Annotated in this window: 6 protein-coding genes; all 6 read left to right on the top strand. The window is 64.3% G+C overall.

The window, feature by feature from the left end:
• Positions 1 to 17: 17 nt before the first annotated feature.
• A complete protein-coding gene (gene hutI / locus LB536_RS05375; protein ID WP_224590387.1) occupies positions 18 to 1,250 on the top strand; it encodes an imidazolonepropionase in 1,233 nt (410 codons plus the stop codon).
• Positions 1,247 to 2,782 carry a histidine ammonia-lyase gene (gene hutH, locus LB536_RS05370; RefSeq protein WP_224590386.1) on the top strand — a complete coding sequence of 512 codons (1,536 nt, stop codon included), beginning with the start codon at positions 1,247 to 1,249 and terminating at the stop codon, positions 2,780 to 2,782. Before hutI ends, hutH begins: the two co-directional genes overlap by 4 nt.
• Before the next feature lie 220 nt (positions 2,783 to 3,002).
• Positions 3,003 to 3,821 carry an N-formylglutamate deformylase gene (hutG, locus tag LB536_RS05365; protein WP_224590385.1) on the top strand — a complete coding sequence of 273 codons (819 nt, stop codon included), beginning with the start codon at positions 3,003 to 3,005 and terminating at the stop codon, positions 3,819 to 3,821.
• A 25-nt stretch (positions 3,822 to 3,846) separates the two neighbouring features.
• A complete protein-coding gene (gene hutU / locus LB536_RS05360) occupies positions 3,847 to 5,520 on the top strand; it encodes a urocanate hydratase (RefSeq protein ID WP_224590384.1) in 1,674 nt (557 codons plus the stop codon).
• A gap of 11 nt (positions 5,521 to 5,531) precedes the next feature.
• Positions 5,532 to 6,110 (top strand): HutD family protein, encoded by a 579-nt coding sequence (locus LB536_RS05355; RefSeq protein WP_224590383.1) that lies wholly within the window; start codon positions 5,532 to 5,534, stop codon positions 6,108 to 6,110.
• Between the two features lie 289 nt (positions 6,111 to 6,399).
• The gene (locus LB536_RS05350) at positions 6,400 to 14,982 is read left to right on the top strand and encodes a GH36-type glycosyl hydrolase domain-containing protein (RefSeq protein ID WP_224590382.1); all 8,583 of its coding nucleotides are present in this window, start codon (positions 6,400 to 6,402) and stop codon (positions 14,980 to 14,982) included.
• Positions 14,983 to 15,267 lie beyond the last annotated feature (285 nt).

Here is a 15,267-nt window from a genome sequence, read left to right as displayed (position 1 = left end):
TTGAAACGGAAAAGATGATGGCCGTAGAGAGCAAAAGCCGGGCAGGGGGGCTTCGCCTGTGGCGCAATGCGCGTCTGGCGACCATGGCTGAAAATTCTGCCGATCTCGGTATCGTCGAGCATGGTGCGCTCGCCGCGCGTGATGGCCGCATTGTCTATGCCGGTCCGGAATCCGGGATGCCCTCGGCGTTTGCCCAAGGCGAGATAATCGATTGCGAGGGCCGCTGGATCACGCCCGGCCTGATCGACTGCCACACCCACCTCGTCCATGCCGGCAACCGCGCCAACGAGTTCGAGATGCGGCTGGCCGGCGCCACCTATGAAGAGGTCGCCAGGGCAGGAGGCGGTATCGTCTCGTCGGTCAAATCCTTGCGTGCCGCCAGCGAGGACGAGCTGGTCGCCCAGACGCTGCCGCGCCTCGATGCGCTGATTGCCGAGGGCGTCACCACAGTTGAAATAAAGTCGGGCTATGGGCTCGATCTCGAAAACGAGAAGAAATCGCTGCGCGCCGCGCGACAGCTGGGCAATGAACGCCCGGTGACGATCCGCACCACATGCCTCGCAGCCCACGCGCTGCCGCCCGAAGCCAAGGGCGACAAGGATGCTTTCATCGATCTCGTCGCCAAAACGATCCTTCCCGGCGTCGCCGCCGAAGGCTTGGCCGATGCCGTCGACGGGTTCTGTGAAGGCATCGCCTTTTCGACCGGGCATATGTCTCGCGTCTTCGACAAGGCCAAGGCGCTCGGCTTGCCCGTAAAACTCCACGCCGACCAACTGTCCAACCTGCATGGCGCTGAACTTGCCGCCCACTATGGCGCATTGTCGGCCGATCATCTCGAATACACCGACGAGGCGGGCGCCATGGCGATGGCCGAGGCGGGGACCGTAGCGACGATCCTGCCCGGCGCCTATTACTTCATCCGCGAGACCAAGAAGCCGCCGATCGGCCTGTTCCGCCAGCATGGAGTCAGGATGGCTGTGGCCACCGACAACAATCCCGGCACTTCGCCGCTGACCTCGCTGCTTTTGACCATGAACATGGCGGCGACCCTGTTTGGCATGACGGTCGATGAATGTCTTGCCGGCGTTACCCGCGAAGCCGCGCGTGCGCTGGGCTTGCTCGACGAGATCGGCACGCTGGTGCCGGGCAAATCCGCCGACTTGGCGATCTGGGACATCGAGCGCCCGGCCGAACTCGTCTACCGCATGGGCTTCAACCCGCTGCATGCCCGTATCTGGAGAGGACAATGACTGAACTGACCCTGAAGCCCGGCAATGCGACGCTGTCCGACTGGCGTGCCGTCTATCGTGGCGCCGTGCCGAAACTGGACGATGCCTGCCGCCCAAAAATCGAGGCGAGCGCCGAAGCTGTCGCGCGCATCGTTGCCAAGGGTGAGCCGGTCTATGGCATCAACACCGGTTTCGGCAAGCTGGCCAGCGTGCGCATCCCCGCCGAGGATCTCGAGACCCTGCAGCGCAACATCGTGCTTTCGCATGCCGCAGGCGTCGGCGAGCCGATGCCTGTCGCCATTGCCCGGCTGATGATGGCGCTGAAACTTGCGAGCCTTGCGCAGGGCGCCTCCGGCGTGCGCCCGCAAACCATCGAGTTGCTCGAAGCGATGCTGGCCAATGACGTCATCCCTGTGGTGCCGGCGCAAGGCTCGGTCGGCGCCTCCGGCGACCTTGCCCCGCTGTCGCACATGACGGCGGTGATGATCGGCGTCGGCGAATGCTTTACCCCGCATGGCCGCTTCCCGGCCAAGGTCGCGTTCGTCTCGCATGGGCTGGAGCCCGTGACATTGGGCGCCAAGGAAGGCCTGGCACTGCTCAATGGCACGCAGTTTTCCACCGCCTATGCGCTGGCCGCACTGTTCGATGCCGAGGTGCTCTACCAGTCGGCGCTTGTCGCCGGCGCGCTGTCGACCGATGCGGCAAAGGGTTCCGACGCTCCATTCGATCCGCGCATTCATCTTTTGAGAAAGCACCGTGGCCAGATCGAGACCGCCGACGCGCTGCGCAATCTGATGGCCGGCAGCGCCATCCGCGAGTCGCACCGGGTCGGCGACGAACGGGTGCAGGATCCCTATTGCCTGCGTTGCCAGCCGCAAGTCATGGGCGCCGCGCTCGATGTCCTGCGCAAGGCCGCCGACACGCTCGAGACCGAAGCCAATGGCGTCACCGACAATCCGCTGATCTTCGCCGAGGACGATACGGCACTTTCGGGCGGCAATTTCCACGCCGAGCCGGTGGCCTTCGCCGCCGACATGATCGCGCTTGCCGTCTGTGAGATCGGCTCGCTGTCGGAACGCCGCATCGCCATGCTGGTCGATCCTGCATTGTCGGGCATGCCCGCCTTCCTGACGCCCAAGCCCGGTCTGAACTCCGGCTTCATGATCCCGCAGGTAACGGCGGCGGCACTCGTTTCGGAAAACAAGCAGAAAGCCTATCCGGCCAGCGTCGATTCCATCCCGACATCGGCCAACCAGGAAGACCATGTCTCGATGGCCGCGCATGGCGCGCGTCGCCTGATCGGCATGGTCGAGAATGCGACGGCCGTGATCGGCATCGAATTGCTGGCGGCCGCGCAAGGCTGCGATTTCCGTCAGCCGCTGGCCTCGAGTGCGGCGCTGGAAGCCGTGCGCAAGCTGGTTCGCGCCGAGGTGCCGCATCTCGACAATGACCGGCATTTTCACCCCGACATGGAAAAGGCGATTGCCATGGTGCGCAGCGGTGCGACCGTGAAGGCCGCGAGCGCGGTGGCGCTGCCGGGGATTGCATCGTGAGAACGCCAATCGCCACAGGTCGCGTTCTGTCGCGCCCCCCTCTGTCCTGCCGGACATCTCCCCCTCAAGGGGGGAGATTAGCAGATTCTTTGGCGCCGCTCTTCCTCCAACGCCGGCGATTGGCGAAAGCCCGCGTGACAGCCAATCTCCCCCCAAGAGGGGGAGATGCCCGGCAGGGCAGAGGGGGGCGCCGTAGAGCGCCAACTTACGGAGGTCTCTCATGACCTCGCCTTCCTGGCTCACCATCACCCAAGGCACCGCGCCGCTGCTGGTCTCCATCCCCCACACCGGCATCGACCTCGCTGGCCTCGAAAACCGGCTTATCTCGCCATGGCTCGGCCGCCGCGATTGCGACTGGTGGATCGACAAGCTCTATGATTTCGCGACCGACCTTGGCGCGACCATCGTGCACACCGCGATCTCGCGCACCGTCATCGATGTCAACCGCGATCCATCCGGCGCCTCGCTCTATCCCGGCCAGGCAACCACCGGCCTATGCCCGACCGAAACCTTCGACGGCGATCCGCTCTATCGCGAGGGCGAAGAGCCGGGGCCGTCGGAAATCGACGAGCGCCGCCAGAAGTTCTTTGCACCCTATCACACCGCCTTGCAGGCCGAGATCGACAGGTTGCGCAGCTTGCATGGCCAGATCGTCCTCTATGACTGCCATTCGATCCGCTCGGTGCTGCCGCGTCTGTTCGAGGGCACGCTGCCGGTGTTCAACCTCGGCACGAACGACGGCAAGAGCGCCGATCCGGCGTTGCAGGCGATGGTCAACCGGATCATGGCCGAAACCGGTGAGACCTTTGTCGTCAACGGACGCTTCAAGGGCGGCTGGATCACGCGCCATTTCGGCCAGCCGCATCAGGGCGTGCATGCGCTGCAGATGGAACTCTCTAACCGCGGCTACATGCGCGAGCCAGACGGGAAGGGTACGCCAGACAATTGGCCCGTGCCCTACGACGCCGCGTTCGCCGCGCCGATCCGAGCCACGCTGACGCAGATCCTCCAAAGCGCCATTGACTGGGCCGGGCGCTGATGCGCCGCCTCATCCGAAAGGGACAATGATGACCGACCCTCGCCACAACATCCGCGAAGTGCGCAGCCCTCGCGGCGACAAGCTCAACGCCCGGTATTGGACGACCGAAGCGCCGCTGCGCATGCTGATGAACAATCTCGACCCTGACGTTGCCGAAAACCCCAACGAGTTGGTCGTCTATGGCGGTATCGGCCGGGCGGCGCGCACCTGGAACGATTTCGACCAGATCGTTGCTTCGCTGAAGACGCTTGGCGAGGACGAGACGCTGCTGGTGCAGTCCGGCAAGCCGGTCGGCGTGTTCCGCACCCACCCGGATGCACCGCGCGTGCTGATCGCCAACTCCAACCTGGTGCCCCACTGGGCGACCTGGGAGAAATTCAACGACCTCGATAAGAAGGGCCTGATGATGTACGGCCAGATGACGGCCGGCTCCTGGATCTACATCGGAACGCAAGGCATCGTGCAGGGCACATACGAGACCTTTGTCGAGGCCGGTCGCCAGCACTATGGCGGTAATCTCAAGGGTAAGTGGATCCTGACCGGCGGCCTCGGCGGCATGGGCGGCGCCCAGCCATTGGCCGCCGTCATGGCCGGCGCCTGCTGCCTGGCGATCGAATGCAACCCGGATTCGATCGATTTCCGCCTGCGCACCCGCTATGTCGACGAGAAGGCCGAGACGCTGGACGAGGCGATGGAAATGATCGAGCGCTGGACCAAGGCCGGCGAGGCGAAGTCCGTCGGCCTGCTCGGCAATGCGGCTGAGATCGTGCCCGAGATGTTTCGGCGCGGCATCCGCCCCGATATGGTCACCGACCAGACCTCGGCGCACGACCCCATCAATGGCTATCTCCCGAAGGGCTGGACGATGGCCGAGTGGCGCGAGAAGCGTGTCAGCGACCCCAGGGCGGTCGAGAACGCGGCCCGCGCCTCCATGCGCGAGCATGTCGAGGCGATGGTGGCGTTCTGGAACGCCGGGGTGCCGACGCTCGACTATGGCAACAACATCCGTCAGGTCGCCAAGGACGAAGGTTTCGAGAACGCCTTCGCCTTCCCTGGCTTCGTGCCGGCCTATATCCGCCCGCTCTTCTGCCGCGGCATTGGCCCGTTCCGCTGGGCAGCACTTTCCGGCGATCCGGAGGATATCTACAAGACCGACGCCAAGGTGCGCGAACTCACCCCCGGCAACACCCATCTGCACAATTGGCTGGACATGGCGCGCGAGCGGATTTCCTTCCAAGGGTTGCCGGCGCGCATCTGCTGGGTCGGTCTTGGCGATCGCCACCGGCTGGGCCTCGCTTTTAACGAAATGGTGGCCAAGGGCGAGTTGAAGGCGCCTGTCGTCATCGGCCGCGATCACCTCGATTCGGGCTCGGTCGCTTCGCCGAACCGCGAGACGGAAGCGATGAAAGACGGCTCGGATGCGGTCTCCGACTGGCCGCTGCTCAACGCGCTGCTCAACACCGCGTCGGGCGCCACTTGGGTGTCGCTGCACCATGGCGGCGGCGTCGGCATGGGCTTCTCCCAGCATGCCGGCATGGTCATCGTTGCCGACGGCACGGCGGATGCTGCAAGGCGGCTGGAGCGCGTTCTGTGGAACGACCCGGCGACCGGCGTCATGCGCCATGCCGACGCCGGCTATGGCGTCGCCATCGAATGCGCCAAGGAGCACCAGCTCAACCTGCCCGGTATTCTCGGGTAGCGGCTGACGTCATGCGCACCCTTCGTGTCACCGATTACCGCGTCATGCCGTGGAAGAACGGCGGCGGCACGACGACCGAGATCGCCGTCTCGCCCGATGATGCCGGGCTCGACGATTTCGACTGGCGTGTCTCGATGGCCCGGGTCGAAGGCAGCGGGCCGTTCTCCAGCTTTGCCGGCATCGACCGCACCCTGTCGGTGCTGGAAGGCGAGGGGATCGTGCTTGATGTCGCGGGCCGTCCGCCGGAGCGGATGACAGCGGCTTCCCAGCCATTTTCCTTTCCAGCCGACCAGCCGACCAGTGCCGCGCTGATCGCCGGCCCGATCACCGATCTCAACGTCATGACCCGGCGCGGCCGGATGCTGCATTCGGTCGAGCGTTTGGCGATTTCGACGCCTGTGGAAATCCCGACCGAGGCCGGTTCCACCGTCATCCTTTGCCACAGAGGCCATGCCATATTCCCCGGCGCCGCGCCCATTCGTCTCGGGCCGCTCGACACCCTGCTGCTCGGGCCGGATGCCTCTGTCTTGCGGGTTCAGCCCGCCCCGGATGCGACCCTTTTCGTAATCCGGATAGTCGAGGCGGCCTGACGCGTTTCGGGCCAACGGTTACCGCCTGTTTCCAAACATGATCGCGACGCCGGCGAAATATAGCGTAAGCTGGCACCGGCATCACGAAAAAGCCCGAATCCTCCCCGTCGATCGGTCCTGACGGGAGCGAGGGGCGCTCGTCTTTGAGTTTGCTCGAAAGATGGCGCCCTGTCGTGGTGCGGAAACAAACTTTCGGCATAGGGGTTGATGCAACCAATTGCATTTGAACCGGTTTTAGGGCCATTGCCGTGGCGGTGACGCCGCTGAGTGCCCGCTTACGGAATTTTCAATGAATATTCAGACGAATCCAGCCCAGATCGAGAAGACAAGCGCGAGCTTCCCAGCCATTACGGAAGAGCCGATAAGATCGACATACCTGCCGGAGGAACGGCTCCGGCTGCTCGGCGAAAGCCTGGCCAAGGGCGATCTGACGGATCTGTTCGGTCTGATCCCGTTCGACTTCCAGGCCCGTATCCGTGACAGCGCCAAGAAGATCCTCGAAGTCTACCGGTCAACCAATGCCGCGCAGGCGAGGGGCGAAACCATCACGCCGGCCGCGCAGTGGCTGCTCGACAACAATTACCTGATCGAAGAAACCATTTTCCAGGTCAAACGCGACCTGCCGCGCCGCTTCTATCGGCAATTGCCGACGCTGAAACTGCCCGATGGCGGCACCGTGCCGCGCGCATTGGCGCTGGCCTGGACTTATGTCGCGCATTCCGACAGTTCCGTCTCGGCGACCATGTTCAAGTCCATCGTCCAGGGTTTTCAGTCGGTCGAACCGTTGAAGATCGGCGAACTCTGGGCACTGCCGTCCCTTCTGCGCTTCGTGCTGATCGAGAACCTCCGCCGCCTGGCCGTCAGGGTCAACCGCACCCGCCAGATGCGCCAGATCGCCAACGACGTGGCCGACAAGGTGCTGGCGACCGACGACAATCCGGACCGGCAGGCAATCCTCGCCAAGTTCAGCGTCCATGCGCACGACACCACCTTCGCCACTCAGCTTCTCTATCGCCTGCGTGACGGATCGCAGAACGCCGGCAGGGCGCTGGAATGGCTGGAAGGCGAACTCGAGAAGACCGGCTCGGATGCCGAGGAAATCATCATTTCCGAGCACCAGACGCTGTCCAGCGGCAATGTGACCACCGGCAACATCGTCCGCGGCCTGCGCCTCATCAACGATGTCGACTGGACGGTCTGGTTCGAAGGCGTCAGCCGCATCGATACCGTGCTGCGCGAGCGCACCGATTTCGCCGCGCTCGACTTCTTCTCGCGCGATCAATACCGCACCGCGATCGAGGAACTGGCGCGCCGCTCGAACCTGTCGGAGTACCGTGTCGCCGAAAAAGCCATTGAGCTGGCCGGCCATGCCGTCGGTGAAACCATCCCGGAGAGCGGTGAAGGCGTGGACGCCCAGGCCGCATCCGCTCATACCGATGTCGGTTTCTATGTCGTTGGCCCGCGTCGGCTCGAGCTGGAAAAGGCGATCGGTTATCGGCCCACGATCAGCCAGACGGTCAAGCGGACCTTCGCCAAGACAGGCTGGCTGGGCATCGTCCTGCCCGTCTTCGCGCTCACCGTGCTGCTGCTCGTCCTGTCCGGCAACGCCCTTTCCAATCTCGGTCTGTCGGTGCCGTCGATCGTGCTGATGCTGGCTCTGTTTGCCGTGCCGGCCAGCGAAGGCGCGCTCGCTTTCTTCAACACCGTGGTCTCGCTGTTCCTCAAGCCGACACGTCTGATCGGTTACGACTACAGGCACGGTGTGCCGCCCGAGGCGCGCACCCTGGTGGTCGTGCCGTCGCTGATCGGCTCGCGTGACGATGTCGAGGAGAACATTCGCAACATCGAAGTGCACTACCTTGCCAATCTGGCGGACGAGATTCATTTCGCGCTGTTGTCGGATTGGCCCGACAGCAAGATCGAGATCGATGCGGCGGACACCGAGATCCTCGACTTCGCCCGCGCCGAAATCGCTCGCCTCAACGCGCGCTATCCCTCCGAAGGCGCGCCGCGCTTCTACATCCTGCACCGCCGCCGGCTCTACAATGCGGCGCAGGGAGCCTGGATGGGCTGGGAGCGCAAGCGCGGCAAGCTGCACGAGCTCGACCTGTTGCTGCGCGGCGACAGCGATACCACCTTCCTGCCCCTCGACGTGCCGCTGCCGGAAAAAGTCGTCCATGTGATGACGCTCGACGCCGATACCCGCACCACCCGCGATGCGGTATCGAGCCTTGTCGGCAAGCTTTGCCATCCGCTCAACCGTCCGCATTTCGACGCCACCAGACGCGTCGTCACTGCCGGTTACACCATCCTGCAGCCGCGCATCACCGCTTCGCTCACCAGCGGCGACGAAGCCTCGTTCTTCCAGCGCGTGTTCTCGGCCAATCGCGGCCTTGATCCCTATGTCTTCGCTGTTTCGGACCTCTATCAGGACGTCTTCAGCGACGGGTCCTTCACCGGCAAGGGCCTCTATCATGTCGATGCCTTCGAGGCCGCCTTGCAGGGCCGCATCGAGGAAAACACCATCCTCAGCCACGATCTGCTCGAAGGCGCTCTGGCGCGCGCCGCACTGGTCACCGACGTCGAGCTGGTCGAGGATTACCCGACCCGCTACTCGGTCGACGCCTCGCGCCACCATCGCTGGGCGCGCGGCGACTGGCAGCTTTTGGGCTACATCTTCAATCCCCGCTCAGGCGTTCCGGCCTTGTCGCGCTGGAAGATGGTCGACAATCTGCGCCGCTCGCTGACGCCGATCTTCTGGGTGATGGCGGCGATCGCCGGCTGGACCTTGCTGCCCTTCACCCAGGCCGCGCAGTGGCAGGCACTGCTGATCCTCAGCCTGTTCATGGCGCCGACCTTCGACGTGGTCAACGCCATCCTACCCAAGAGCGGCGACCAGACGCCGCGTGGCCATTTCTTGGCGCTGGCGCGCGACGTCGCCTTCGGCACCGCCATGGTGGCGCTGAAGATCCTGCTGATGGCGCACAATGCCTGGATGATGGGCGATGCCATTGTGCGCACTCTGTACCGGCTGTTCGTCAGCCGGCAGAATCTCCTGGAATGGCGCACCGCCTCGCAGGCGCACAAGGCCGGCGACAACGATGTCGGCTCCTATTACGGCATGATGTATGGCGCCGTGATCATCGGCTTTGTCGGCCTCGCCATTCCGGTGCTGGCCGATTCCACCGGTGCCTTCGTCGCCTTCTTCTTTGCCTTGTTCTGGATCGGCTCGCCGGCGATCGCCAGCTGGATCAGCCGCTCCGCCGAAACCGAGGACCGGCTGCGCATATCGCCAGCCGATATCCACACGCTGCGCACCGTGGCGCGGCGCACCTGGCATTATTTCGAAACCTTCGTGACGGCAGAACATCACAATCTGCCGCCCGACAATTTCCAGGAGAGCCCCGCGCCCGTCGTGGCGCCGCGCACCTCGCCGACCAATATCGGCGTCTACCTGCTCTCGGTCGTTTCGGCGCGCGATTTCGGCTGGATCAGCCTGTCCGATGCCATCACCCGCATCGATGCCACCATGACGACCATCGAGAGCATGCCGCGCAGCCGCGGCCATCTCTTCAACTGGTACGACACCACGACGCTCAAGCCGCTCTATCCGCTCTATATCTCGGCTGTCGACAGCGGCAATCTCGCCGGTCACCTTGTGGCGGTGGCGGCGGCCTGCGCCGAATGGGCGGAAGCGCCTTCCGTTCACCTCCAGGGCGATTTCGAAGGCATTCTCGACACCGTGACCATCCTGAGCGAAAGCCTCGATGAACTGCCCGATGACCGCCGTCAGTTGCGCCCGTTGCGCCAACGCCTTGTCGATCGCCTCGACGGCATGCGGCGCGCCGTCGACACGATCAAGGCGCAGCCGGAAATGGCCTCGATCCGCACCATCAACCTGGCAGTGCTGGCCGGCGAGATCCGCAAGCTCGCCACCGCCATTCACACCGAGGCGGCATCGCCGCAGAGTGACGTCATCGTCGACTGGGCGGCAAGGCTCGAAGCCACCTGCGAGGCGCACGTCCACGACGCCCACAGCGACGAAAACGCCGTCGAGGCTCTGCGTGCCAAGCTGCTCACCTTGCGCGAGCGCACCCGTCGTTTCGCCTTCGAGATGGAATTCGCCTTCCTGATGAGGCCGGAGCGCAAGCTTTTGTCGATCGGCTACCGGGTCGAGGAACATCAACTCGACGAAAGCTGCTACGACCTTCTGGCCTCCGAGGCGCGGCTGACCAGCCTGTTCGCCATCGCCAAGGGCGATCTGCCGACCGAACACTGGTTCAGGCTCGGCCGCCCGATCGTCGAGATCGGCTTCCAGGGCGCGCTGATGTCGTGGTCCGGCTCGATGTTCGAGTATCTGATGCCGCCACTGGTGATGAAGGAACCGCAAGGCTCGATTCTCAACCAGACCAGCAAACTGATCATCAAGCGCCAGATGCAGTACGGCCGCCAGAAGAACGTGCCGTGGGGCATCTCGGAAGCCGCCTACAACGCCCGCGACCGGGAACTGACCTATCAGTACACCAATTTCGGCGTGCCGGGGCTGGGGCTCAAGCGTGGCCTTGGCCAGAACACGGTAATTGCGCCCTATGCGACTATCATGGCGGCGCAGTTCAACCCGCGCGAAGCAGTGCACAATCTGGCTCGGCTGCGCGAGATCGGCGCGCTTGGCCGTCATGGCTATTATGATGCGGTCGACTTCACGCCGCAGCGGGTGCCGGAAGGCACCAACCACGCGGTCGTGCTGAACTACTATGCCCACCATTCGGGCATGTCGATCGCCGCCGTCGCCGACGCCATCTTCGAAGGTCGCCTGCGCGATCGCTTCCACAGCGATCCGGTCATTGAATCGGCCGAACTGCTGCTGCAGGAGAGGGCGCCGCGCGACATTCCGACCGCCACCGTCCGCACCGAGGCCGACGAGCGCTCCAAGGACGAGACCGAAACCGAGAGCCCCGACACCCGCATCGTGCTCGATCCCGTGCGGGCGCTGCGTTCGACCAATGTGATGTCGAACGGCCGCTATTCGGTGATGGTGACGGCGACCGGCTCCGGCTACAGCCGCTGGGGCGATCTTTCCGTCACCCGCTGGCAGCCCGATCCGGTCGAGGATCGGCTTGGCTCCTACATCTTCCTGCGTGATGTCAGCACCGGCGACTGGTGGTCGGCGACATCGGAGCCTAGGCGCGCGACCGAGGAAACGGCGCAGACCCTGTTTTCCGATGACAAGGCGAGCTTTGTCAAAACCGCCGGCACGCTGCGCTCCGAGGTGGAATGCATCGTCATTTCCGAGGGCAATGGCGAGGGCCGCCGGATCACGCTCTACAATGAGAGCACATCCGATCGTCACATCGAAGTGACGTCCTTTGCCGAACTGGTGCTGGGTTCGGAGGCTTCCGACAATGCGCATCCGGCCTTCTCGAAGATGTTCGTGGAAACGGAAATCGCTCCCAACAATGGCGCGATCTTCGCCACGCGCCGCAAGCGCGAAACCAACGAGCCCGATGTCACCCTGGTGCATTTCGTCACCGATCCGTCGGGACCGGCGCGTGATGCCGAGGCCGAGACCGACAGGCGCGCCTTCATCGGCCGTGGCCGCACCATCGTCGATGCCGCCGCCTTCGATCCAGGCGCCCGGCTGGGCGGCCATTCCGGCTTCACGCTCGATCCCATCGCCTCGCTGCGCCGTCAGGTGCGCGTGCCGGCCAACAAGAAGATATCACTGACCTTCTGGACCGTTGTCGGGGCCGACCGTGCCGAGCTGGAGGAGGCGATAAACCGGCTCGACCATCAGGAGAGCTTTGCCCGCCAGGCCATGCTTGCCTGGACGCGCAGCCAGGTGCAGACCCGTCATATGGGCCTCAGCCTGACCGATGCCGCCAATGTGCAGAAGCTGGCGCGCTATCTGATCTATCCCGATCCGTTCCTGCGGCTGCCGGCCGAGTCCATCGCTTCCGGGCTGGGCAAGCAGTCGAGCCTGTGGCCGACCAGCATTTCGGGCGATTACCCGATCTTCCTGGTCAGGATCGGCGACGTTGCCGATCTGGAGATCGTTGCCCAGGCGTTGCGCTTCCAGGAATATATGCGCACCCGCGGCATGATGATCGACTTCGTCGTCGTCAACGAGCAGGCTTCCTCCTATGTCCAGGATCTGCAGCGCGCGGTCGAGACGCTTTGCGAAAACAGCCGCTTGCGCGGCAAGGAACTCGGACCCCGCCAGCACATTTTCGCGGTACGCCGCGACCTGATGGAGGAAACCACCTACAAGACGCTGCTCGCGGTCGCCCGGGTTGTGCTGCATACGCGCAACGGCACCATCTTCGATCAGATAGAACGGGCCGAGGCGGCCGCACTGCAGGCACGCGACGGCGTGCAGCCGGCAGGATTTCTGGGCCCGCGCGAAATTCCGGCGCCCGCAGCGCAAATGCATGCATTTGCCTCGCAGGCCGACGTCAGCGCCGATGGCTCCGGCCTCAACCAGTGGAACGGTTTCGGCGGCTTCGACGGCGACGGGCGGCACTATGTGGTGCGCCTGGCTGGCTGGCGCACCACGCCGCAACCCTGGATCAACGTCGTCTCCAACGCCTCGTTCGGCTTCCACACCTCGGCCGAGGGTGCTGCCTTCACCTGGAGCCGCAACAGCCGCGACTACCAGTTGACGCCATGGTCGAACGACCCGGTGTCCAATCGGCCGGGCGAGGGCGTCTATATTTACGACCAGGCCAGCGGCAAGGCGTTCTCGCCGATCGCCGCGGTGGTGCGCGATCCCTCGATGACCTACGAGGCCTGGCATGGCCAGGGCTTCTCGACCTTCCGCTCGAAGCGCGGACCGTTGTCGATGGACCTGACCCATGTCGTCGATCCCATCGATCCGGTGAAGATCACGCGGCTGCGCATCCAGAACTCCGGCCCGGTACCGGCCCGGCTGCGCGTCTATGCCTATGCCGAATGGGTTCTTGGCGGACATCGGTCGCGCACCGCGGCAACCATAGTGCCGTCCCGCGACGGTGCCACCGGGGCGTTGCTGGCGCAAAATCCCTACGGGCTCGATTTCAGCGAGCGGGTGGCCTTCCTCGCCGCCGACACCGGCGTCCACTCGGTGACGACTGACCGGGCCGAGTTCCTCGGCCGGCACGGGTCCAGCGAACTGCCGCAGGCGGTGCTGAGTGGCGCGGCCCTGTCAGGCCGCGTCGAGGCCGGAGACGATCCTTGCGCGGCGATCGCCCGCGACATCGAGATTCCGGCCGGCGGCGACGTCACGCTCATCTGGCTGCTCGGCGATGCCGAGTCCTCGGAGCAGGCGAGCGCGCTGGTGCAGCAGCACCGGGGCAAGGATTTCGACCAGCGCCTGGCCGACAATGAGCGCGAATGGCGCGCCTTCCTCGACACCATGCAGGTCGAGACGCCCGACAAGGCGCTCGATGCCATGGTCAATCACTGGCTGCCTTATCAGAGCCTTGCCTGCCGCATCCGCGCCCGCTCGGCCTTCTATCAGGCAAGCGGCGCCTTCGGCTTCCGCGACCAGTTGCAGGACACGCTCGCCTTGCTGGCGCATGATCCGACGCTGGCGCGCGACCAGATCCTCAACGCCGCGCGGCGGCAGTTCCCGGAAGGCGACGTGCAGCATTGGTGGTTGCCGCGTACCGGCGCCGGCGTGCGCACCCTGATCTCCGACGACGTGGTATGGCTCGCCCACGCCACGGCCCGCTATCTCATGGTGACTGGCGACGCCACCATCCTGAAGGAGCAACTGCCGTTCCTCGACGGACAGGCGCTGGGCGAAGGCGAGCACGACGCCTTCTTCACCCCGGAAATCTCGAAGAAGACGGTTTCGCTCTACGACCACTGCGCGCGTGCGCTCGACCTTGCCATCAAGCGCAGCAGTCCGGCCGGCCTGCCGTTGATTCTTGGCGGCGACTGGAACGACGGCATGAACCGTGTCGGCGAGCACGGCAAGGGCGAGAGCGTGTGGCTGGGCTGGTTCCTGCTGAAGACGCTGGGCGACTTCGCCGCGGTCGCCAGGACCGAGGGCGACACCAAGCGCGCCCAGGCCTGGGCAAAGCATGCCGACGCGCTGAAGCGGGCGCTTGAAAGCACGGCATGGGACGGCGAATGGTACCGGCGCGGCAGTTTCGATGACGGCACGCCTTTGGGGTCGCGTACATCGCAAGAGTGCAAGATCGACTCCATCGCCCAGTCCTGGAGCGTGCTGTCTGGCGAGGGCGACCCGGCGCGTTCGACCACGGCGATGCAGCAGGCGACGAAGTTGCTCGTCGACGATCATCTCAAGATCGTCAAACTGTTCACGCCACCCTTCTCGAAGACGCAGAAGGATCCCGGCTACATCAAGAGCTATCCGCCTGGCGTTCGCGAGAATGGCGGCCAGTACACCCACGCAGCCACCTGGTTCGTCATTGCGCTCGCCGAGATGGGGCAGACCGATGAAGCCTATCGCTGCTTCTCCATGCTGAACCCGGTCAACCATGCGTTCGACGAGGCCTCGACCGAGCACTACCGCGTTGAACCCTATGTGGTGGCCGCCGATATCTATGCCGGGGACGACAAGGCCGGGCGCGGCGGTTGGACCTGGTACACCGGCTCGGCGGGCTGGCTTTACCGGGCAGCGGTCGAAGGCATCCTGGGCATCGAACGGCGCGGCAAGCAGATCACGTTCCGGCCGAAGCTGCCCAGCCACTGGGATGGCTATCAGGCTTCGCTCAAGATGCTGGGCGCCGACATCAAGGTCCAGGTCGTGCGCGACAAAAAGACCAAGACGATCTCGCTCGAAGTCAATGGTTCGAAGACAAAATCGGCGTCCTTTGAACCCAAATCCGGCGGCCAGACCGAGGTCCTGGTCAAGATACCAGCGTAAAATCAGCAGTTTAGGTCAGAAGCGCGCGCGTCCTCCGGGACGCGCGCCGCCGCGCCCTGTTTACTTGCGCGCGATCTGTGGGCCCCCCGCCAAACATGCCCGAAACCAACTGTGCAAGCTCGCGGTGATTAAAAATGTGGCACTGCTCGACGGCTGCCATGATTTTGCCGCAAGGCTGACATTTCACCTTTTATCTCAAACCGTTAGGTGATCACGTCAGATTTCGTATCGTCGTTATCTTTTGTTCGCTAAATGGGAACGGAAGCGATAGACGGGCATTGTTTT

The organism is Mesorhizobium sp. ES1-3 (assembly GCF_020164795.1).
In the GTDB taxonomy this organism is placed as follows: domain Bacteria; phylum Pseudomonadota; class Alphaproteobacteria; order Rhizobiales; family Rhizobiaceae; genus Mesorhizobium.
This window is presented reverse-complemented; position numbering and strand designations above follow the sequence as displayed.